Annotated in this window: 24 protein-coding genes; 22 read left to right on the forward strand and 2 right to left on the reverse strand. The window is 60.1% G+C overall.

The annotated features are described in order from the left end of the window. Position 1 precedes the first annotated feature (1 nt). Positions 2–403 (reverse strand): hypothetical protein, encoded by a 402-nt coding sequence (locus tag CZ203_RS09710; RefSeq protein WP_087065904.1) that lies wholly within the window; start codon positions 401–403, stop codon positions 2–4. 241 nt (positions 404–644) lie between these two features. Between CZ203_RS09710 and CZ203_RS09715 the strand changes: the two genes are divergently transcribed. The 21 genes from CZ203_RS09715 (at position 645) to CZ203_RS09810 (ending at position 19,703) form a co-directional block, all read left to right on the forward strand. After that, positions 645–1,652 (forward strand): FkbM family methyltransferase, encoded by a 1,008-nt coding sequence (locus CZ203_RS09715; RefSeq protein WP_235847501.1) that lies wholly within the window; start codon positions 645–647, stop codon positions 1,650–1,652. 96 nt (positions 1,653–1,748) lie between these two features. Next, on the forward strand, positions 1,749–2,177 hold the full coding sequence (locus CZ203_RS09720) for an HIT family protein (protein ID WP_087065905.1): 429 nt from the start codon (positions 1,749–1,751) through the stop codon (positions 2,175–2,177). A 2-nt stretch (positions 2,178–2,179) separates the two neighbouring features. Next, a complete protein-coding gene (locus tag CZ203_RS15285) occupies positions 2,180–2,314 on the forward strand; it encodes a hypothetical protein (protein WP_268875368.1) in 135 nt (44 codons plus the stop codon). Positions 2,315–2,446: 132 nt separating this feature from the next. After that, positions 2,447–3,193, forward strand: a complete 747-nt coding sequence (locus CZ203_RS09725) for a site-2 protease family protein (protein ID WP_143436187.1) — start codon at positions 2,447–2,449, stop codon at positions 3,191–3,193. A gap of 33 nt (positions 3,194–3,226) precedes the next feature. After that, positions 3,227–3,946: a segregation and condensation protein A gene (locus tag CZ203_RS09730; RefSeq protein WP_235847518.1), complete on the forward strand. Its 720-nt coding sequence runs from the start codon at positions 3,227–3,229 to the stop codon at positions 3,944–3,946. Beyond that, positions 3,943–4,545 carry an SMC-Scp complex subunit ScpB gene (scpB, locus tag CZ203_RS09735; RefSeq protein WP_200809468.1) on the forward strand — a complete coding sequence of 201 codons (603 nt, stop codon included), beginning with the start codon at positions 3,943–3,945 and terminating at the stop codon, positions 4,543–4,545. The genes CZ203_RS09730 and scpB overlap by 4 nt, the downstream gene beginning before the upstream one ends. Then, a complete protein-coding gene (locus CZ203_RS09740) occupies positions 4,542–5,186 on the forward strand; it encodes a DUF2953 domain-containing protein (RefSeq protein ID WP_087065908.1) in 645 nt (214 codons plus the stop codon). The genes scpB and CZ203_RS09740 overlap by 4 nt, the downstream gene beginning before the upstream one ends. Then, the gene (gene ytfJ, locus CZ203_RS09745) at positions 5,183–5,611 is read left to right on the forward strand and encodes a GerW family sporulation protein (protein WP_087065909.1); all 429 of its coding nucleotides are present in this window, start codon (positions 5,183–5,185) and stop codon (positions 5,609–5,611) included. The genes CZ203_RS09740 and ytfJ overlap by 4 nt, the downstream gene beginning before the upstream one ends. Before the next feature lie 76 nt (positions 5,612–5,687). Beyond that, positions 5,688–6,800 (forward strand): serine hydrolase, encoded by a 1,113-nt coding sequence (locus CZ203_RS09750; RefSeq protein ID WP_087065910.1) that lies wholly within the window; start codon positions 5,688–5,690, stop codon positions 6,798–6,800. Between the two features lie 14 nt (positions 6,801–6,814). Next, positions 6,815–7,522, forward strand: coding sequence for a pseudouridine synthase (locus tag CZ203_RS09755; protein ID WP_087065911.1), 708 nt, complete (start codon positions 6,815–6,817; stop codon positions 7,520–7,522). A gap of 108 nt (positions 7,523–7,630) precedes the next feature. Further along, entirely contained in the window at positions 7,631–8,494 is an 864-nt protein-coding gene (locus CZ203_RS09760) for a MurR/RpiR family transcriptional regulator (RefSeq protein WP_087065912.1), read from the forward strand. A 53-nt stretch (positions 8,495–8,547) separates the two neighbouring features. After that, a complete protein-coding gene (locus CZ203_RS09765) occupies positions 8,548–9,774 on the forward strand; it encodes a BaiN/RdsA family NAD(P)/FAD-dependent oxidoreductase (protein ID WP_087066231.1) in 1,227 nt (408 codons plus the stop codon). 33 nt (positions 9,775–9,807) lie between these two features. Beyond that, a complete protein-coding gene (cmk, locus tag CZ203_RS09770) occupies positions 9,808–10,479 on the forward strand; it encodes a (d)CMP kinase (protein WP_407927733.1) in 672 nt (223 codons plus the stop codon). A gap of 25 nt (positions 10,480–10,504) precedes the next feature. Continuing rightward, a complete protein-coding gene (locus CZ203_RS09775) occupies positions 10,505–11,107 on the forward strand; it encodes a lysophospholipid acyltransferase family protein (protein ID WP_087065914.1) in 603 nt (200 codons plus the stop codon). Then, positions 11,104–13,050 carry a bifunctional 4-hydroxy-3-methylbut-2-enyl diphosphate reductase/30S ribosomal protein S1 gene (locus tag CZ203_RS09780; protein WP_087065915.1) on the forward strand — a complete coding sequence of 649 codons (1,947 nt, stop codon included), beginning with the start codon at positions 11,104–11,106 and terminating at the stop codon, positions 13,048–13,050. The genes CZ203_RS09775 and CZ203_RS09780 overlap by 4 nt, the downstream gene beginning before the upstream one ends. Before the next feature lie 90 nt (positions 13,051–13,140). Further along, the gene (gene yunB / locus CZ203_RS09785; protein WP_087065916.1) at positions 13,141–13,854 is read left to right on the forward strand and encodes a sporulation protein YunB; all 714 of its coding nucleotides are present in this window, start codon (positions 13,141–13,143) and stop codon (positions 13,852–13,854) included. Between the two features lie 71 nt (positions 13,855–13,925). Then, positions 13,926–15,911, forward strand: a complete 1,986-nt coding sequence (gene ligA / locus CZ203_RS09790; RefSeq protein WP_087065917.1) for an NAD-dependent DNA ligase LigA — start codon at positions 13,926–13,928, stop codon at positions 15,909–15,911. Between the two features lie 32 nt (positions 15,912–15,943). After that, entirely contained in the window at positions 15,944–16,231 is a 288-nt protein-coding gene (gene gatC, locus CZ203_RS09795; RefSeq protein ID WP_087065918.1) for an Asp-tRNA(Asn)/Glu-tRNA(Gln) amidotransferase subunit GatC, read from the forward strand. A 12-nt stretch (positions 16,232–16,243) separates the two neighbouring features. Beyond that, positions 16,244–17,704 (forward strand): Asp-tRNA(Asn)/Glu-tRNA(Gln) amidotransferase subunit GatA, encoded by a 1,461-nt coding sequence (gene gatA / locus CZ203_RS09800; protein WP_087065919.1) that lies wholly within the window; start codon positions 16,244–16,246, stop codon positions 17,702–17,704. Positions 17,705–17,720: 16 nt separating this feature from the next. Further along, positions 17,721–19,154 (forward strand): Asp-tRNA(Asn)/Glu-tRNA(Gln) amidotransferase subunit GatB, encoded by a 1,434-nt coding sequence (gene gatB / locus CZ203_RS09805; RefSeq protein WP_087065920.1) that lies wholly within the window; start codon positions 17,721–17,723, stop codon positions 19,152–19,154. A 228-nt stretch (positions 19,155–19,382) separates the two neighbouring features. Beyond that, on the forward strand, positions 19,383–19,703 hold the full coding sequence (locus CZ203_RS09810; RefSeq protein WP_087066232.1) for a winged helix-turn-helix transcriptional regulator: 321 nt from the start codon (positions 19,383–19,385) through the stop codon (positions 19,701–19,703). 145 nt (positions 19,704–19,848) lie between these two features. On the opposite strand, the gene CZ203_RS15525 is transcribed toward CZ203_RS09810, so the two are convergent. Beyond that, entirely contained in the window at positions 19,849–20,046 is a 198-nt protein-coding gene (locus CZ203_RS15525; protein ID WP_407927728.1) for a DUF6514 family protein, read from the reverse strand. Between the two features lie 239 nt (positions 20,047–20,285). Between CZ203_RS15525 and CZ203_RS09815 the strand changes: the two genes are divergently transcribed. Then, the gene (locus CZ203_RS09815) at positions 20,286–21,023 is read left to right on the forward strand and encodes a S24 family peptidase (protein WP_407927734.1); all 738 of its coding nucleotides are present in this window, start codon (positions 20,286–20,288) and stop codon (positions 21,021–21,023) included. Positions 21,024–21,044 lie beyond the last annotated feature (21 nt).

Consider the following 21,044-nt stretch of genomic DNA (forward strand, 5'->3'; position numbering starts at 1 on the left):
GTTAAATCAGCTCCAGGCCGTAGCCCCCGACGCTGAAAACGCCGGAACCGGAAGTCGTCCAGGAGCCGGAACCCGAGGTGCGGATGTAAGACGTCCGGTAGGAGCTTACATAGGAACCTGAGCCGGAGCCGCCGACATATACATAGCGCTCCATAATCGGGTAGGCGACGGTTTCTTCCGTTGCTTCGTACCAGCCGGTATGCACCGGCTCGGACAGGCGCGCCTGCCCGGCTTCCTCCGCACCGTATCCGGGGGACGGCGCCGGGCCTGCCACGGGGGGCGGCGCGCTGTGTTTGGCATAACTGTCTAAATCGAGCACGACGCCGTCAATTTCACGCAGCTTGCCAGGCGCCAGGTCGAGGATACTGCGTGGCTTGGGGGAAGCTGTTTTTTCATTTGCCATGCGGCGCACACTCCTTAAGTTTGTAAATGATTTACCACATCTATTATAAATTGCTTTGTGTAAAATCACAATAGCTAATTAAAAAAACTGCATTTGTTTTTGCAAAAGCGACAGAAACTTTACAGATTCCTGTAAGAACGCTATAATAAGCGTATCGATTGAAAATGGGGTGAAGGCGTTGGAGTGGAATGGGGTAACGGAAACGGTATGGCAAAGGCTGCGGCGGGAGCCCCGGCCTATCGTGCTTTACGGCATGGGGGACGGCGCGCAGAAAATCCTGGATGTTTTTGAACGGTATCAGATTAAAGCGTCCGGGGTGTTTGCCAGCGACGAGTTTGTCCGCGGGCACAGTTTTGCCGGTTTCCGTGTGGAGAAGCTGTCCGAAATAACCGCACGTCTGGATGACGATATCGTCATCGTGATCGCATTCGCAAGCCAGCGCCCGGAGGTGCTGGCCAAAATGTATGCGCTCGGGGAGCGGTTCGATGTGGTTGCGCCGGACGTGCCCGTGACGGGCGGCGGGCTGTTCGACCTCGAATATGCGGCGGCGCATGCACAGACGCTGCGCCGCGCCTACGCGCTGCTGGCGGACGATACGTCCCGCCGTGTATTTGAAAATACCGTGGCCTTTAAACTCACCGGGGAGCTGTCCTACCTGCGCGGATGCGAGACGGGTAAGGACGAGGCGTTCCGGGGGCTGCTGCAGCCGGGGGAGCAGGAACATTTTGTAGACCTGGGGGCGTATAACGGGGATACCATCCGCGAACTGCTGGGTTACACCGGGGGCGCGTACGCCTCGGTCACGGCGCTGGAGCCGGATCATAAAAACTGTAAAAAGCTGCAGCAGTATGTGGATGCGTCGCTGGGCGGCCGTGCGCGCGTGCTGCACGCGGGGGCGTGGGACTGCGACGGTGTGCGCGCGTTCGCGGCAAAGGCGGGGCGTAATTCGGCGCTTGCGGCGCAGGGGGTGGAAACGCCCGTGCGCGCGGTGGACAGCGTGCTGGACGGCGCGCCCTGCACGATGCTCAAGCTGGACGTCGAGGGCGCGGAGCGGCGCGCGCTCGAGGGCGCGCGGGAAACCATCCGCACCTGGCGGCCGAAGCTCAACGTGGCCGTATACCACCGCAACGAGGACCTGTTCGACCTGCCGTTGCTCGTGCACAGCCTGTGCCCGGACTACCGGATCTATCTGCGGCACCACCCGTATGTGCCCGCATGGGACACAAATTTATATGCGGCCGCGCCATGAAAAAGACTGGAATTTTTGCCCTGCCGCGTGTATACTGGGGGTATAGCCACAGGGCTGGAATGAAAAGTATGGAAATGTATAAAGGAGAGGATTCCAATGGCAACTGGATGCTTTTATTGTGACGCGCACCATGAGGGTCGTGAAAACCTGATGTTCGAGGTCGGCAAGATGAAGGCCGGCACGCTGTACCTGTTCAAGGACCAGGCGCATAAGGGCCGCTGCGCGCTTGCGCTCGGCACCCATAAGAAAGAGCTTTGCGAATGCGACGAGCAGGAGCGCAACGATTTCTGCGCAGACCTCGCCGCCGCTTCGGGCGCGGTCAAGAAGCTGTGGGGCTGCACCAAGATCAACCTTGGTTCCTACGGCGATACCAACCCGCACCTGCATTTCCACATTGTCCCGAAGTATGAGGGCGGTTTTGAGTTCGGCGGCAGCTTTGCAATCGGCAACGACCAGCCTGTATTCCTCGAGGACGCGGAGTATCAGGAAATGATCGCCGCCCTGAAAAAGGAACTGGGGATTTAAAAATGGAACATCATGTTTACCAAGTTTTTGTGGGGATCGGCTGGTATGAGGTCTTCATAACGGTTGCCAGCACGGCAATGGCCGTCGCGCTGCCCGCCGCTATCGTGTGGTGGGTGTGGCGGCGGAAACGAGGTTAACACATGGGGGAAAGGCGGACGGAAGTCCGCCTTTTTTGTGTTTGAATTGTTAAATTCCTGGCGACACTTGTTTTTACAGGCAAGAAACGGTATACTATACTCGTATTTAGATTTTTGCCGGAGGACTTTGCTTTGCTATTTCGTTTGTTATCGAGCGGCAACCTGAACAGCGCCATTATCGGCCTTGTGCTGTCGCTGCCTGCCATCCTGTTGTGCCTTTCCGTGCATGAAACCTGCCATGGCCTCGCGGCCTATGCGCTGGGCGACCGCACAGCGCGCGACGAGGGGCGCCTGTCCCTGAACCCGCTTGCGCATATCGACCCGATGGGCTTCCTTTGCATGGTGCTGTTTGGGTTCGGCTGGGCAAAGCCCGTCCCCGTTAATATTACGCGTTTCAAAAACCGGCGCGCGGGCATGGCGGTCACCGCGCTTGCAGGCCCGCTCTCCAACTTTATCCTGGCGTTTATCATGTATGCGCTGTACCTGGTGATGGGGCGCGCCATCCTGGGGCCGGAAATCACTTCCCTGGGGCCGGTCGGCCCTGCGCTGCTGCTGTCGCTGCTGATGTCCGGCCAGCTTGGGCTGGGCGGGCTCCAGGTATTCCTGCTCGTCGTGCTGACGTTTATCGGCTACAGCGCGATCCTGTCAATCGGCCTCGGCGTTTTCAACCTGATCCCTGTGTACCCGCTGGACGGCTCCCGTATTTTGGACGCCCTGCTGCCTTACAAGTATGAAGTGCGCTTTAATAACTTCTGCCGCAAATACCAGAACCTCATTATGCTCGCGCTGATCGTCGTGCTGTGGTTCGGCGGCCTGGATATGCTGATCAGCTGGGCGGACCGCGGCGTGTACGGCCTGGCGGCCATGCTGTTTGGCTGAGTCGGATACGGGAAGGGGGGCGACGGCGTGGAAATGACCTTTCAGCTTGAAAATTTCGAGGGGCCGCTCGACCTCCTGCTGCACCTGATCAGTAAGAACAAGGTCAGCATTTACGATATCCCGATTGCCGAAATCCTGGAGCAGTATATGGCGGTGCTGGACAGCGCCCGGACGATGGATATGGACGTGGCGGGGGACTTTATCGCAATGGCCGCCCAGCTTGTCTACATCAAGTCCAAGATGCTGCTGCCCTCCTATGACGAGGAGGAAGAAGAGGACCCGCGCGCGCAGCTGGTTGAGATGCTGCTGGAATACCAGCGCATCAAGGAGGTCACCCCGTACTTCCGCCAGCAGACCGACCTGGGGCGCGATATTTTTGTCAAAGGGCCGGAACTGCGCGACCGCTCCCGGCCGGTGGAATACCGGCATAAGCCGGACGACCTGGCGCGCGCGGCGCGCAACCTGATGCGGAAGGCACAGCGCCGCCTCCCGCCGCCGGTCAGTTCGTTTTCCGGCATCGTGGGGCGGGACCCGGTGCCGGTCAGCGGCAAAATCACCGTGATCCTTAAAAAATTCCTGTCCAGCGCGCGGCTGCGGTTCCAGCGGCTGTTTGACGGGGCGGGGAGCCGCTCCGAAATTGTGGCGACCTTCCTGGCAGTGCTCGAGCTGTCAAAAACCCGGCGCGTACGCATCGAGGGGGAAGGCGAGGAGACCGAACTGATCTTGGCGGCGGAGCCGCGGGAGGACGCATGAGCGGGATCGACACAATCGAATGCATAATTGAAGCCATCCTGTTTGCCGCGGGCGACGCGGTGCCCGTGGAGCGGCTTGCGCAGGTGCTTGGCGCCGACCGGGAAACGGTGGCGCAGGCGCTGCAGGCGCTGTCCGACCGGTATGATTTTGAGCGGCGCGGCCTTATGCTCGCGCGCATGGAAGACCGGGTACAGCTTTGCAGCCGCCCGGACTACGCGGACTACATCCGCCGCGCGACGGAAAGCCGCCGCCCGCCCTCGCTCAGCCCGGCGGCGCTCGAAGTGCTCTCGATCGTGGCGTACCGCCAGCCGGTAACGCGTGCGTTTGTAGAGCAGCTTCGCGGCGTGGACAGTTCCGGCACGGTGTCTTCGCTGGTGGAAAAAGGGCTGATCGAGGAATGCGGCCGCCTGGACGTGCCGGGGCGGCCGGTGCTGTTCCGCACCACGGCGGCGTTTTTGCGCACATTCTCCATTTCCAGCCTGGACGAGCTGCCGTCCCTGCCCGAACTCACTGGGGCGGAGGGCGAACAGCTCAGCTTTGATGCAGGGATGCCTGCGGATGGCGCGCCGCCCGGGGGTGAAGCGGGGCAAGGCGTATGATCGTTTTAAAAACCATTGGTTTGATCCTGCTTTCCCTGCTGCTGCTTTTGTGCGCGCTTGGGCTTTTTCTGCTGCTTGCCCGCGCGCGGGTGGACTTCCGGGGAAAGGACGGCGACCTTTCGATCCGCGTGGGCTTGGGGCCGTTCCATTTTAAGATTTGGCCGCTGCCGAAGGCGCTGCGCGGGCGCGCGGAAAAGGCAGGAGGGCACGCGCCGACAAAGGGCAAGCCCAAACCGGAAAAAGCGGCGGCGGGGAAATTCCATTTGGAAAAACTCGGCCTGGGCGACGTGCTGTGCCTGGTGCTCGACCTGCTCAGCCAGATGCGCGAAAAGCTGATTTTGGAAACCGTTTTTGCGGATGTCGTCATCGGGACCGGCGACGCGGCGCGTACCGGCATCCTTTACGGGTATTCCGCGGCGGGGGCGGGTATGCTTTTGCCGTTTTTGGAGCAAAATTTTAGAATGGGAAAGTGCCATATTGCGGTTGACGCCGACTTTGACGCGGCCGTCACGCATTGGAATGTTAAATTGGTATTTGCCGTGCGGCCGGGCAGCCTGCTTGCCGTGCTCTTGCACAACCGCAAACGCTTGATGGATCTGTACCGGCTGATAACGAAAGAAGAAGGGGCGAAAACTGTATGAGCGAACATCCGATCAGCAACTTAATGAACGAAACCATGGAAAAAATCAAAAACCTTGTCGACGCCAACACCATTGTAGGATCGCCTGTGGAAACCAAGGACGGCACGACGATTATCCCAATTTCCCGTGTCAGCTTCGGGTTTGGTTCTGGCGGCTCGGACTATATGTCCAAACACGCCAAGGACAACACGCCGCTTTGTTTTGGCGGCGGCGGCGGCGCGGGTGTGACGGTCACGCCGGTGGCCTTTGTCGTCGTGGACCGCGGCGGTGCGCGCATCCTGCCGATCAACGTGCAGGCTGACTCCACGGTCGACCGTCTGGTCGAGATGATCCCGGACGCGGTGAGCAAGGTTTCCAGCTTCTTTGAGGAGCGCAAAAACAAGGGCAAGGACGACGGCGACCTGGAACCCGACCCGGAAATTTAATATAATATTCCCCGGGGCCTACTCGTATAGTTGATTGTACGGGTAGGCTTCTCTATGCGGAGGGGGAATAAAAGATATGAAAAAAATTGCCGGGGTGATGGCGGCGGCGGTCCTATGCCTGCTGCTGCCAGTGCAGGCGCAGGCCGTCAGCGCGCGGAGCGCCGTGGTGATCGACGGGGCGACCGGTTTTGTGCTGTTCGACCAGAACGCCGACGAACAACTGCCCATGGCGTCCACGACCAAGATCATGACGGCCATTACGGCGATTGAAAACTACGATATCGACCGGGAATATACCGTGAAAAAGGAATACACGCAGGTGGAAGGCTCCTCGATGTACCTGAGGGAGGGGGAGGATATCACCCTGCGCGACACGCTCTACGGACTCATGCTGATGAGCGGCAACGACGCGGCGCTCGCGGTCGCGGGGGAGTGCGGCGGGCAGGCGCATTTTATTGGCCTGATGAATGAAACGGCCGCGCGGCTCGGCCTGACAAACACGCATTTCGACAACCCCAACGGGCTGGACAGCGAAACGCATTACACGACCGCGCGCGAACTGGCGGAACTGGCCGCATACGCTATGAAAAACGAGCAGTTCCGCGAAATCGTGGGGACCAAAAGCTATAATGAAGCCGGCCGCTACATGAAAAACCATAATAAGATGCTGACACTGTACGACGGGTGTTGCGGCGTGAAAACCGGCTTCACCAAGAAAAGCGGCCGCTGCCTGGTTTCCGCGGCGGAGCGCAACGGGCGGCTGCTCGTCGCGGTCACGCTCAACGCGCCGGACGATTGGAATGACCACGCGGCGATGCTGGACAGCGCGTTTGCGCAGTACCAGCCGTATACGCTGCACGAGGCGGGCGCGATATTGCGTACCCAGCCGATCGAGGGCGGCTCCGCGGCTTCCTCCGTCCTGCGGGCGGGGGCTACGGTGGAACTGTACCTGACACAGCGGGAACACGAGATGCTGGAAACCGCATTCGTGGGAAGCCGCTTCACCTATGCGCCGGTCACGGCGGGCAGCACCTACGGCACGGTCGAGTACCGGGTGGGCGACGCCGTCCTCGCGCAGGATAGCCTGACGTTTGAAACGGGCGCGGCGCTGCTCCCGGAGGAGAAGGGCGCGCCCGCGCGGCTGATCGACCGGCTGCGCGGGCTGTTAAGCCCAAAACAGGATGAATAGACAGGAGATAGAAAATGCAGGAGCGTTTACAGAAAATTTTAGCGCAGGCGGGCGTGTGCTCGCGCCGCGCCGCGGAAGAGATCATTACGGCCGGGCGTGTGACGGTGAATGGCCGCCGCGCCGGCCTGGGGCAGAAAGCGGACGCGGCGCGCGACCGCATTTGCGTGGACGGCAAGCCGGTTGCCCGCGCGGAGCAAAAGGTATATTTGATGCTGCACAAGCCGCGCGGCTTTGTCACCACCATGCACGACGAAAAGGGGCGGCGCGACGTTTCGCAGCTTGTACAGGGCTGCGGCGCGCGCGTCTACCCGGTCGGCCGGCTGGATTATGACTCGGAGGGGCTGCTCCTCATGACGAACGACGGCGACCTCGCCTACCAGCTTACCCACCCGAAGCATGAAGTCCCCAAGCGCTACCTCGTCAGCGTGCGCGGCAACCTTGCGCGCCTGCCGGAGCTGTCCCAGCCGATGGAGATCGACGGCTACCAGCTCCAGCCCGCGCAGGTCGCCGTGCTGCGCCAGGAAGACGGACAGGCCTCCCTGCATATGGTCATCCATGAGGGGCGCAACCGCCAGATCCGGAAAATGTGCGAAAAGTGCGGCTTTGCGGTGCGCCGCCTCAAGCGCGAGGCGGTGGGGGAGCTGTCGCTCGACCGCGGCCTGCCCGCGGGCAAATGGCGGCTGCTGACGGATGCGGAGGTCGCTTACTTAAAATCCCTTTGATGCAGGAGCTGCGGCAAAAATGAAAGTTCATGTAAAATACCTTGCATTTTGCCGCGATTCCGCATAAAATAAGAGAAGAAATTTTCTGGGGGAAAGAGGAGCGCCGCCATGAATGATTTGATGGCCAAAATTCAGAATAACCTGAGCGATTTTTCCAAGGGGCAGCGCCTGATTGCGCGCTATATCATCGAGCACTATGATAAGGCCGCCTTTATGACGGCCAGCCGCCTGGGCGTGACGGTGGGCGTGAGCGAATCCACGGTCGTCCGGTTTGCCACAGAGCTGGGGTACGACGGGTATCCGCACCTGCAAAAGGCGCTGCAGGAAATGATCCGCAACAAGCTGACGGCGGTGCAGCGCATGGAGGTCACGAACGACCGCATGGGCAACCGCGACGTGCTGCAGACCGTGCTGAACGCGGATGTGGAGAAAATCCGCATGACGCTCGACGAACTCGACCGCGACGCGTTCCACGGCGCGGTCGAGGCCATCCTGAAGGCGCGGCGCATCTATATCCTCGGCGTGCGTTCCTCGTCCGCGCTGGCGGGTTTTCTCGGCTTTTATTTTAACCTGCTGTTCGACCAGGTGCGCCTGGTCGATACCGCCGGCGTCAGCGAGACGTTCGAGCAGATCCTGCGCATCAGCGGGGACGACGTGCTGATCGGCATCAGCTTCCCGCGCTATTCCAAGCGCACGCTGAGCGCCATGAAATATGCGAAGGACTGCGGCGCAAGGGTCGTGGCGCTGACGGATTCCCGCCTGTCGCCTCTCACGCGCTTCGCAGACCATACCCTGATCGCCAAAAGCGACATGGCCTCCTTTGTCGACTCCCTGGTCGCGCCGCTGTCGGTCATCAACGCGCTGATCGTTGCGGTCGGCATGGGCAAACAGATGGAGATCGAGGGGACGTTCAATAAGCTTGAAAGCATTTGGGACGAGTACCAGGTATACGAAAAGCTGGAAGACGAATAAAAATAGGACGGGCCAGCCGTCTGCACCGGATAGGGGAGAACACTACATTGGCAATGCTTACGATTGCAGTTGTCGGCGGCGGCGCGGCCGGGCTGATGGCGGCCGGCATGGCGGCGCGCGGGGGCGCGCGCGTGCTGCTGTTTGAAAAAAACCAAAAGGTCGGGCGCAAGCTTTTTATCACGGGAAAGGGCAGGTGCAATGTCTGCAACGACTGCGACGCACAGACGGTGCTCGCAAACGTGCCGTGCAACCCGCGTTTCCTGTACAGCGCGCTGGACGCGTTCAGCCCGGCGGACGTCAAGGCTTTTTTTGAACAGGAGGGCGTGCCGCTCAAGACCGAGCGCGGCAACCGCGTATTCCCGGTATCGGACAAGGCGGCGGACATTATCGACGCGCTTTACCGCTTCGTGCGCCGCGAGGGCGTGAAGCTGGTACAGGAAGAGGTTTGTGAAATTGCCACGCAGGATGCAAGGGTCAGCGGCGTGCGCACCGCGCGCAGCTTTTACGGGGCGGACCGCGTGATCGTTGCGACGGGCGGCGCCTCCTATCCGGCGACCGGCTCCACCGGGGACGGTTACCGTTTTGCAAAGGCGCTGGGGCACACGGTAAGCCCGGCGCGCCCCTCCCTGGTGCCGCTGGTCGAAGCGGGCGCGCTTTGCCGGGAGATGATGGGGCTATCCCTTAAAAATGTGTCCGTTACGGTTTTTGAGGACAATAAAAAGGTCTATGAGGACTTCGGGGAAATGCTGTTTACCCATTTCGGGGTGTCGGGGCCGCTGATCCTGTCAGCTTCCGCGCACATGCGGCATTTCGGCAGCAAGGCGTACCGCCTGGAGATCGACCTCAAGCCTGCGCTTGACCGCAAGACGCTGGACAAGCGCCTGCTGTCCGATTTTGAAAAGCATAAGAACAGCGATTTCATTAACGCGCTCGGCGAACTGCTGCCGCGTAAAATGATACCGGTGGTGGTGCAGGCGTCCGGGATCGACCCGCACGCCAAGGTCAACAGCATCACGAAGGAGCAGCGCCGGCGCCTGCTAGACACGCTCAAGGCGTTCCAGGTCGGCATTTCGGGCGCGCGGCCGATTTCCGAGGCCATCATCACCTCGGGCGGCGTCAGCGTCCGGGAAATCTCGCCCAAGACCATGGCGTCCAAAAAGGTGGACGGGCTGTTTTTCGCGGGCGAAGTGCTGGACGTGGACGCCTATACGGGCGGCTTTAACTTGCAGATCGCCTGGTCGACCGGATATCTCGCAGGGGTATCCGCCGCGCAGGGCTGACGATTACGATATTAAAAAAGGGGAGTTTGGATGATGGGACGGATTGCGGTGGCAATTGACGGCCCCTCGGGCGCAGGGAAAAGCACGATTGCGCGTGCGGTTGCGGCTGAGCTGGGCTTTATATATGTGGATACGGGCGCGCTCTACCGCACGATCGGCCTTGCGGCCTGCCGCGCGGGGGTTGCGGGGGACGATGCGGACGGCGTTACCGCGCTGCTGCCCGGGCTGGAGCTTGAACTGCGGTATGTGGGCGGCGCGCAGCACGTCCTGCTGAACGGCGAGGATGTGTCGGAGGCGATCCGCACGCCGGAGATTTCGCGCTATGCGTCGCAGGTGTCCGCCATTCCGCACGTGCGCGCCTATCTGCTGGATTTACAGCGCGATATGGCGAAAAAGGACAGCGTGATCATGGACGGCCGGGATATCGGCACCGTGATCCTGCCCGATGCGGAAGTGAAGATTTTTTTGACGGCCAGCGCGGAAAAGCGCGCGCAGCGCCGGTACCTCGAACTGCGGGAGAAAGGGCAGGACGTCACGCCCGCGGAGGTGCTGCGGCAGATGGCCGCGCGCGACGAACAGGACGCGGGGCGTGCCGCCGCGCCGCTCCGCCAGGCGGAGGACGCCGTCCTCGTCGATACGAGCGGGCTGGACCTTGCACAGAGCATTGCGGCGGTGCGCCGCGTCATCGACGGCAAAAGGCCGTAATCGCAAATAGAAAGGACAATAGACCATGCCGAAGACCATGCCGAAATTCCATCGCTGGCTGCAAAAAATTGCCGTGCCGATTGTAAGCGCCGTGTATCACCTGTATTACCGCCTGCATGTTACCGGCCATGAAAATATCCCGGAGGGCGGCTGTGTCGTGTGCCCGAACCATACCTCCTATGCCGACCCGCCGCTGGCCGCCGTATCGCTCACCTGGCGGACGAACATCGCGCTGATGGCCAAAAAGGAGCTGTTTGAAAAGGGCGGCTTTTTTGCACACCTGATCGGCTGGCTTGGGGCGTTCCCGGTATCCCGCGGCGATGCGGACATCACCGCGATCAAGACCGCGCTCCAGGCTGTAAAGGATGGGCGTAAGCTGATTATTTTCCCGCAGGGGACGCGCGACGCCGCGGAGGGCGAGACCAAGGAAGGCGCGGCGATGCTGGCCGCGCGCACCCGCGCACCCATCCTGCCGGTGTACATCACGGAAAACAAAAAGCGTTTCGGCCGCGTCGATGTGATCATCGGCAAGCCGTTTTACCCGGAAAAGGGCAGCAAGGACTATGCGGCCATCGCGGAAGATATCCTGCGCCGTATTTATGCGCTCAACGGGGAGACGCGCGCATGAGCGTCGAGGTAGCAAAGACCGCGGGCTTCTGCTTTGGGGTGCGGCGCGCGGTCGACATGGCCGAGCACGAGGCCGCGCGGCACGCGGGCATTTATGCGTACGGCGAGATCATCCACAACACCCATGAGATCCGCCGCCTCGCGGCAAAGGGCGTGCGCACGGCGCAGGAAATCAGCGACATCCCGGACGGCGCGTCGGTGCTCGTCCGCGCGCATGGCGTCCCTGCGGGCTGTTACGACGCCCTCCGCGCCAAAGGGTGTAAGGTGCTTGACGCAACCTGCCCGTTTGTGGCGAAAATCCACCGCATTGTTGCAGAAGAGAGCAAAGGCGGCCGGAAGATCGTCATTTTCGGCAGCCGGAACCATCCCGAGGTCGTCGGGATCCAGGGGTGGTGCGAGGGTTCCACCGTGTTTGAAACGCCCGAAGAAGTGCAGCAGGCGGCCGACGCGGGCGCGTTGCCCGCGGATACGCCGGTCAGCGTGGTGGCGCAGACCACCATCAACCGGAAACTTTGGGAGAAATCTATTGAGATTCTAAAAAAACAGTGTACAAATTGCAAAATATTTGATACAATATGTAATGCGACGGACGAGCGTCAGGCTGAAGCTCGTCTGCTTGCCGGAAAATCGGATACTATGATTGTGATTGGCGATAAAAAGAGCTCAAACACAAAGCGCTTGTATGAAATCAGCAAGTCCCTTTGCCATGAGGTGCTCTATATCGAAGACGCTGCAGAGCTACCGCAGGCGGACAGGGAGCAGCTTAGTCAGCGGCACATCGGCATTACAGCAGGCGCATCCACTCCGGCATGGATAATTAAGGAGGTCAGTAACATGATGAGCGAAGAAACCAAGATCGAAAATGGCGAGGATTTTGCAGCAATGCTGGAAGAATCCTTCAAAACTTTAAATACAGGAGATAAGGTCACCGGTACAGTTATCCAGATCACCGCTACAGATGTCCAGGTCGACCTGGGCGTTAAGCATGCGGCGTATATCCCGCTTGGCGAGCTGTCTGACGACCCGGCCTACAAGGTCGAGGAGCAGTACAAGCCCGGCGACGAGATCGAAGCTGTTGTAGTCCGCGTTAACGATGGCGAAGGCACCATCACCCTGTCCAAGAAGCGCGTTGACCAGCTCAAGGGCTGGGAGACCATCGAGACGGCGAAGGAAGAGCATACCGTTGTCGAGGGCACCATTATCGAAGAGAACCGCGGCGGCGTCGTAGCGACCGCGTTCGGCGTGCGCGTATTCATCCCGGCGAGCCAGACCGGCATCCCGAAGGATCAGCCGATGGCGCAGCTGCTGAAGACCAAGCAGTCCTTCTACATCACCGAGATCAACCGCCAGCGCAAGCGCGTAGTCGGCTCCATCCGTGCAGTACAGCAGGAAGCACGCAAGGCCGCTGCCGAGAAGATCTGGGAGACCATCGAGGTCGGCCAGGAATTCAAGGGCGTTGTCAAGTCCCTGACCTCCTATGGCGCTTTCGTAGACATCGGTGGCGTGGATGGCATGATCCACATTTCCGAGCTGTCCTGGGGCCGTATCAAGCACCCGTCCGAGGTGGTTGCGATTGGCGACGAGGTCAATGTCTATGTCATCGGCCTGGACAAGGAAAACAAGAAGATTTCCCTGGGCTACAAGCGCGCAGAGGACAATCCGTGGAATATCTTCAAGGCAAACTATGCGGTTGACGACGTTGCGACCGTGAAGATCCTGAAGTTTATGCCCTTCGGCGCGTTTGCCGAGATCATCCCGGGCGTTGACGGTCTGATCCACATTTCCCAGATCGCGGATCACCGCATTGCCAAGCCGGACGAAGTCCTGACCATTGGCCAGGAAGTCGAGGCTATGATCATCGACATCAACGATGAGAAGAAGAAGGTCTCCCTGTCTATCCGTGCGGCCATGAACGGCGCGGACGACGATGCAGACGAAGACTAATCCCCTTGTAAACCAAAGGCGTACCCGAATGGGTACGCCTTTTTTACGTCCCCCTTGCATAGAGTGTAAACTAGGCAGGGAGGTGGGAAAATGCGGCACAGGAGACGGGGCAGGCCAAGGCGTACGTCCTGGCGGGCGCGGCTGCTGCTCCTATTTGCGGCAGCGCTCGGCTGTGCGGTGCTGTTTACGGTATATGTCAGGCCGATCATTTTGCTCCACGCGGCAAATTTGGTGCAGTTCACCGCCACGCGCGCAATCAATGACGCCGTGCAGGATAAAATTTACCAGAACCGCGCACAATATGAAGAACTGGTCGTTTTGGAACGGGACAACGACAGCCGTGTAACGGCGCTCAAGACCGACGCGATTTCGATTAACCGGATCAAGACCGAAATTGTCAACACCCTTTATGACGCGGTCAACGGCCTGGAGCGTACTTCGCTTGACATCCCCGCGGGCACGGTGCTTGCGCCGGACTATTTGGGCGGCATGGGGCCGAAGATGCACGTGGGCATGTCCGGGCTGGGGGTTGCGAGCGCGGAATTCATCAGCGCCTTTACACAGGCGGGGATCAACCAGACGCGGCATAATATCATCCTCGAGGTGCGCGCGGACGTCGACGTAATGACGGCGTTCGGGCGCTGCACGACGACGGTCACAAGCCGCTTCAACGTCACGGATACGGTGATTGTGGGCACGGTCCCGGAACAGTATACGTATATTGACGACACGGAACAAAGCCTGCTCGGAAAAATCAATGATTATGCCGAACCGGCGCCTAAAATACCGAAAACGTCAAAATAACCCTTCCGTAAACGGCCAATGTTTGGTATAATACAAAAGTACGTGATGCGCGTACTGGAACGGAGAGAAGCATGGACGTTTTACAGGAAATCACCGCGCTGCGCACGCAGCTGCGGCATCATAATGAAAAGTACTATAACGAAGATGCGCCCGAAATTGAAGACTACGAATATGACATGATGCAGCGCCGCCTGCGCGGACTGGAGGAGGCGCACCCGGAATATGCGGACCCGGATTCCCCGACGCAGCGTGTCGGCGGCCGCGCGTCGGAAAAATTCGCGCCGGTGCACCATGCATATCCGCTGGAAAGCCTACAGGACGTTTTTTCCTTTGAGGAATTGCAGGAATTTTTCGAGCGTGTCGAAAACGCCGCAGGAAAAGCTGAATATGTGGTGGAATATAAGATCGACGGCCTATCCGTCGCGCTCGAGTACGAGGACGGCGTGTTTGTGCGCGGCGCCACGCGCGGCGACGGGGTGGACGGCGAGGATGTGACGCACAACCTGCGCACAATCCGGGATATCCCGCAAAAGCTCGAAGGCGCGCCGCCGCGGCTGATCGTCCGCGGGGAGGTCTACATGAAGCGTTCGGTTTTCGACGGCCTGAACGCCGAACTGGAGCTGCATGAAAAGCCTCTGCTGGCCAACCCGCGCAATGCGGCGGCAGGCTCCCTGCGGCAGAAGGACAGCCGCGTCGCCGCGCAGCGGCGCTTATCCATCTTTTGCTTTAATATCCAGAACAGCGACGAACTGCCCCTCGCCAGCCATACGGAATCGCTCGACTACCTGAAAAAGCTGGGCTTCCAGGTCAGCCCGCGGTATCCCGTATACAGCACCCCGGAAGAGGTGCGCCGCGAAATTGAACAGATGGGCGAATCCCGCGGGGAACTGAATTTTGATATCGACGGGGCGGTCGTCAAGGTAAACGCATTCGCGCAGCGCCAGATGCTCGGCTCCACCGCGAAATTCCCGCGCTGGGCGGCGGCCTACAAATACCCGCCCGAGGTCAAGGAAACGCTGTTGCACGATATCGTGATTTCCGTCGGCCGCACCGGCGTGCTCACGCCGAACGCCGTGCTCGAGCCGGTACGGCTGGCCGGCACCACGGTTTCCCGCGCGACGCTGCACAACCGCGATTTTATCACGGGTCTGGACGTGCGCGTCGGGGATACCGTGCGGGTGCGCAAGGCGGGCGAGATCATCCCGGAAATTGTCGGGGTGGTGACGGACAAGCGGCCGGAAGGCGCGCTCCCATTCACCTGGCCGGACGTGTGCCCGGTCTGCGGCGCGCCGGTTTACGCCGATGAGGAGGAGGCTGCGATCCGCTGCACGGGCGCGGCGTGCCCGGCGCAGCTCCTGCGCAACCTGATGCACTTTGCGTCGCGCGACGCGATGGATATCGACGGCTGTGGCGAAGCCGTCCTCAAGGCGCTCGTCGAGGCGGATCTCATCCACTCGGCCGCCGACCTGTATTACCTGACAGCCGAGGACGTGCTGAAACTCGATCGCAAGAAGGAAAAGTCGGCGAACAACCTGATTGAAAGCATTGCGCGTTCCAAGTCGCAGGATTTGTCGCGGCTGCTGTTTGCATTTGGCATCCGTCATGTCGGCCAGAAGGCCGGCAAGGTCCTGTCCGACCATTTTGGCAGCCTGGACGCGGTGCTGGAAGCGTCGGTCGAAGAGATGACCGAGATACGCGATATTGGGCAGACGACGGCGGAATCCATCGCGGCCTGGCGGGAGCAGGCGCAGTCCAAACGGCTGATCGCGCGGCTGCGCGACGCGGGGGTCAACTTTACCGGGGAAAAGGTCGCCAAAAGCGACAAGTTCGCCGGGCTGACCTTCGTCCTGACCGGCACGCTGACGCAGTTTACGCGCCAGCAGGCGACCGCGATCATCGAAAGCATGGGTGGCAAGGCGTCCGGCTCGGTCTCCAAAAAGACCAGCTATGTGGTTGCGGGCGAAGCGGCGGGTTCCAAGCTTGCGAAGGCCGAGCAGCTCGGTGTCCCGGTGCTGACGGAGGACGAATTCCGCCGCATGGCGGAAGATAATGGGTAAATTTTCATTGTAAATAGAGGAGGAACTCGTAAATGGCAATTTCGAGGAAAGAAATCGAGCATATTGCGGTGTTGGCGCGGCTCGACAGCACGGGCGGCATTTTTGACCGCCTGGCGGAAGACATGCAGGGCATTATCGGCATGGTAGACAAGCTGCAGCAGCTTGACCTGGGCGATATTACCGACCAGATCGATACGGAGCGCAAAAACGCGCTGCGCGAGGACGTGGCGAAGCCGGAAAGCAATCCGGAAGAGCTGATCAAGCCCAACGCGCCCGATTTTCAGGCGGGCGGCGTAGCCGTACCCCGTGTGGTAGAATAAGAGGTGGAACAGATGGAATTGTATCAGAAGACGGCGGGCGAGCTTTCCGCGCTGCTCGCATCCAAGGAAATTAGCGCTGTCGAGCTCGCGCAGGACGTGCTTGCGCGTACCGACGCGGTGGAAGCGCGCGTCCAGGGCTATGTGACGGTCACAAAGGATGCCGCGCTGGCGCAGGCCAAGGCGGTTGACAATCAGCGCGCCGCAGGGGAGCCGCTGCCGCCGCTCGCAGGCGTACCGGTGGCGGTCAAGGACAATATCTGCACCAAGGGCATCCTGACGACCTGCGCCTCCAAGATGCTGTATAATTTTGTGCCGCCCTACAACGCGACGGTTGCGGACAAGCTGGCGGCAAACGGCCTCGTCATCACCGGCAAGGCCAATATGGATGAATTTGCAATGGGTTCCTCGTGCGAGAACTCCGCGATGCACCCGACGCATAACCCCCATGGCCTTGACCATGTGCCGGGCGGTTCCTCGGGCGGCTCCGCGGCGGTCGTCGCGGCAGGCGAGGCGCCGATTTCGCTCGGCTCCGATACCGGCGGCTCGATCCGCCAGCCTGCGTCGTTCTGCGGCGTGGTCGGCCTCAAGCCTACTTACGGTGCGGTTTCCCGTTTCGGCCTGGTCGCGTTCGCGTCCTCGCTCGACCAGATCGGCCCGTTCGGCCGCAGCGTGGAGGACGTCGCGCTGCTCTCCGACGTCATCATCGGCCAGGACAAGATGGATTCGACCTCGTGCGCCGCGCCGTTCGGCTCGCTGCATGCGGGGCTGAACCCCGACGTCAAGGGGCTGAAGATCGGCCTGCCCAAGGAGTATTTCGGCGCGGGTATCTCCGAGGAAGTGCGCGCGGGCGTGCTGGCCGCGGCGGAAACCTATCGGGCGCTCGGCGCGGAGGTATTTGAAATCTCCCTGCCGCTCGTCGAATATGCGCTGCCGATTTACTATATCCTGTCCTCCGCGGAGGCGTCCTCCAACCTGGCGCGCTTTGACGGCGTGAAGTACGGCTTCCGCGCGCAAGGCATTGAGGACATCACCGAGTTATATGTCCAGTCGCGCAGCCAGGGCTTCGGCAGCGAGGTACAGCGCCGCATCATGCTGGGCACCTATGTGCTGTCCTCCGGTTACTATGACGCTTACTATAAGAAGGCGCGCGCCGCGCAGCGCCGCATCAAGGCGGAGTTTAACGGCGCGTTCCAGAAGTGCGACGTGATCCTGACGCCGGTCGCGCCCACCACGGCCTACAAGATCGGCGAAAAGTCCACCGACCCGCTCGAGATGTACGCGGGCGACGTGTGCACGGTTTCGGTCAATATCGCCGGCCTGCCCGCGATGGTGCAGCCTTGTGGCTTTGACGCGCACAAGATGCCGATCGGCATGCAGCTCATTGGGCCGCGCTTTGGCGAGCAGCGCCTGCTGAACGCCGGCCTTGCCTTTGAGCAGGCGTCCGGTCTCAAAAACATCATTGCGGCACTGTAAGGAGGTTAGGCAAACGATGAAATACGAAGCTGTAATCGGCCTCGAGGTGCACGCAGAGCTGTCCACCGAGAGCAAGATTTTCTGTTCCTGCTCCGCCAAGTTCGGCGCGGGCATCAATACGCACACCTGCCCGGTCTGTACCGGTATGCCCGGCTCCCTGCCGGTCCTCAACCGCCAGGTGGTACATTATGCGGCCAAGATGGGCCTTGCGACCGGCTGCACGGTCAACCGCCTGTGCAAGTCCGACCGTAAGAACTATTTTTACCCCGACCTGCCCAAGGCGTACCAAATTTCGCAGTTCGACGTTCCGATCTGTGAAAACGGCGAGGTCTATTTCTATGTGGACGGCGAAAAGAAGTGCTGCCGCCTGGAGCGCATCCATTTTGAGGAGGACGCGGGCAAGCTGCTGCACGACGAGATCGACGGCACGGTCGTCGACTTCAACCGCTGCGGCGTGCCTCTGATCGAGATGGTCACGCGCCCCGACCTCCATTCGTCCGCTGAGGCGAAGGAGTTCCTGGAAACCATCAAGACCACGCTGTCCTACCTCGATATCTGCGACTGCAAGATGGAGGAAGGCTCGATCCGCTGCGACGTTAACGTATCCATCCGCCCGGAGGGTTCCACGGAGCTGGGCACCCGCGTTGAGATGAAGAACATCAACACGTTTTCCGGCGCGGTGCGCGCGATTGATTTTGAAGTCGCGCGCCAGATTGACGTGGTCGAGCACGGCGGTACGATCCAGCAGGAGACGCGCCGCTGGGACGACGTTAAGCTTAAGAACACCGTCATGCGTACCAAGGAAGACGCGCAGGACTACCGTTACTTCCCGGACCCCGACCTGATCGCGGTCGAGATCGACGACGCCTGGATGGACAAGATCCGTTCCGAAATCCCGGAGCTGCCGGTCGCCCGTTACGAGCGCTACCGGAACGAGTTCGGCATGACCGCCATGGAGGCGCGCCAGCTTTCCGATTCCTTTGCCAAGGCGGAGCTGCTGGACGCGGCCGCGCGCTCGGGCAAGGTGAAGCCCAAGGCGGCTGCGAACTGGATCCTGTCCGACATCTCCAAGTACCTCAACGACAAGGCTGTGGAGCTGGAAGACACCAAGCTGACGGCGGACAAGCTGATCGACCTGATCGTACTGATCGACAAGGGCACGATTTCCGGCGCGGCCGGCAAGAAGGTGCTGCCGGCCATGTTCGAGACCGACGAGACGGTCGAGGCCATTGTCGGGCGTATGGGGCTTAAGCAGGTGTCCGACGAGGGCGCGATCCTGAAGATTGTACAGGACGTGCTGGCGGACAACCAGAAGGCAATCGACGACTATAAGGCGGGCAAGAACGTCACCGGGTTCCTGGTTGGCCAGTGCATGAAGGCTTCCAAGGGGCAGGGCAATCCGCAGATGATCAACAAGCTGCTGGCGCAGGAGCTTGTAAAGCTTGGATAAGGCACGCACTGCAGCGTGTTAGGATAGGAATGCGGCGCGGTATGCCAAAGCATACCGCGCCGCATTTTTGCGCCCAGCGGGGGTGCCGCCCTTCCGTTTGCCCGACCGGTTGTGCTTGACATTTCTCCCGGCTGGAATTACTATAACGCTATAAGGAAGTCTTGTTGAGCAGGCACGGCCGTAGATGGTAGCCACCATTTGGGAATGAAGGAACGAGGTGTTATGGCGATGGCAAAGGAATTGCCCGCGTGCCCGGTAGAGACCACCCTGATGCTGATTTCGGACCGCTGGAAGGTGCTGATCCTGCGCGACCTGATGGGCGGCACCAAGCGGTTTGGCGAACTGAAAAAGTCCATCGGCGCCGTTTCCCAAAAGGTGCTGACAGCGAACCTGCGCGGGATGGAGGCCGACGGCCTGCTGACCCGGAAGGCCTATCCGGAGGTGCCGCCGAAGGTGGAGTATACCCTGACAGAAACGGGTTACAGCCTTAAACCTGTCCTGGACGCAATGACCGCTTGGGGCATGGAATACCAATCAAAAAAGGCCTGACAGATGTGGTATGTAAGGGCTTTGCAGGACGGGAAAAGGCTTCGACAGGGCAGGGTCGAAGCCTTTTTTAGACGCCACAAACCGGGTCTGCTGGGGGATATGGTAACGGCTGCCCGTGGCCTGGGCGACGGCAAACGGCCGGCGCTCAAGACTTCCGGAAGTCTTCAACAATTTCGTAAAAGTGGATTGGCGATAACTGGAGGCGGTTGAGCGTGCGCGCCAGCTGTTCCATTTCGGAAGAATCCGTGGATATGCGCTGCATGCAATAGCCCCCTGGTGCAGCCAGTCCAAACATGGTCGGGGTGGTTGTGTGGTCCTCCACAACGCGGTATAACATTTCCATTCTCTCCTTTTACTTTTATCGTTTGCATCCGGTTTCGATACCACTGGAACACATAAAAATTTGCGGGAAGATGTAACTGTGGTATAATGAAACAATCCGTGGAAAAACAAGCCAATCTTATAATATTCCCATAAAATTGTCAATTAGATGGGAGAAAACGGGGGAGGATTTGAAAAAGTTTTTCCAAATATGGAAAAGGAGGATGAGAACGGGGAATGCTTTTACAGAAGCTAGACTATCTGCGTAAGCGCGACCACTGGACTGCGGAAGAAATATCGAGGATGGCAAACATACCACTGGGCACGCTGAACAAGATCTTGACGGGCATCACCAAAAACCCGGCGTTGCGCACGATGGACCGCCTGGCGCATGTGTTCCGTGTGCCGCTGCATTATTTATTGGATAACACCATCCCGATCGAATGCGATCTGTCCGTTTTTGCCGAGCATGAACAATTGGATTGCATCAGCGGCCGGGAGATGAAATTGGCGAAGCGTTACCGGGCGCTCGACGACCATGCGAAGGACACGGTCGATATCCTGGTCAACCAGCTTTATACCCGTTTGGGCGCCGCCAGCCAGGGCGCTGAAGAACGGGTGCTGCTGTGCTGCGTGGCGCCGGCACAGGGGGATCACGGTTCCTTCGCCGACGCGTTCCTGTACCGTAGCCTGGCCGCCGTGCTTTCCCCATGTACGGAGGAGGCGGATATGGCGGTGCAGGTATCGGGCGATGCGCTGGAGCCGATTTACCCCCAGGGGACGATCCTCGCGATAAAATCGGGCGAAGTCGCGCACAACCAGCTGGGGGTATTCCTTATGAACCGGGAAGGCTTTGTCCGGAAAATGTACTGCAAAAAGGGGATCAAAAAGCTGGTGGCTGTCAATGTTGACCTGCGTTCGGTCGTCGTCCACGAGGCGGATGAGCTCCGTCCGCTCGGCCGGGTACTGGGCGCAATACGCAATTACCACTGGCTGTAATCCCCGGGTATCCGGATGGCG

This window comes from Intestinibacillus massiliensis, assembly GCF_900155735.1.
Lineage (GTDB): Bacteria > Bacillota > Clostridia > Oscillospirales > Butyricicoccaceae > Intestinibacillus > Intestinibacillus massiliensis.